This window comes from Brachybacterium subflavum, from assembly GCF_009299795.1.
GTDB classification, from domain to species: domain Bacteria; phylum Actinomycetota; class Actinomycetes; order Actinomycetales; family Dermabacteraceae; genus Brachybacterium; species Brachybacterium subflavum.
In genome coordinates this window covers 1-527 of sequence record NZ_VIGP01000017.1, presented here as the reverse complement: position 1 = coordinate 527, position 527 = coordinate 1, and the positions used below count along the sequence as shown (strand labels likewise).

General features: G+C 67.7%; 1 pseudogene. It reads left to right on the top strand.

Annotated elements, in window-relative coordinates:
• Positions 1–45: 45 nt before the first annotated feature.
• A pseudogene (locus tag FHG10_RS18095) lies at positions 46–527 on the top strand (hypothetical protein); the annotation flags it as partial.

The following is a 527-nucleotide window of genomic DNA, read 5'->3' as shown; positions in this document are numbered from 1 at the left end:
GTGTCGTCGGGGTCGGCGTTCGCGGTGCTGGATGAGCTCGAGGCGATGACCGAGCGTCAGCGGGAGGACCTGCACGCCCACATGCCTCGTTTCGTGGCCGCGCCCCCGGAGGGTGTCGCGCCGTTGTTCGTCGTGAAAGAGTCGAAGAAGCCGGTGTGCAGGGACGTCGCCGCACGCAGGGTCTCACCCCGCCCCGATGTGGAGCTGACGGGGAAGGTCCGCACCTTGTGGGATGAGGGGGTGGAGGAGTCCTGCGACCTCGCCCGCCGCTTCGAGGCCCTCGCCCCGTACTGGGCAGGCAGGGACGAGGTGGATGCGGATGTGTTCGCGGTCGAGAAGGAGGACCTGACGGTCGCTGTCGCGATGCGGATGACCCGAGGGAACGCCGCCAAAGCGATCACCGACGCCCACCGCGCGGTCGATCTCCTCCCGCGCTGCACCCAAGCATTAGCATCCGGTGAATTCCCCGCCGAATGGTTCAAGACCCTGCTGCGGCGCACGATGGATTTCACGCCCGCGGAGATGGT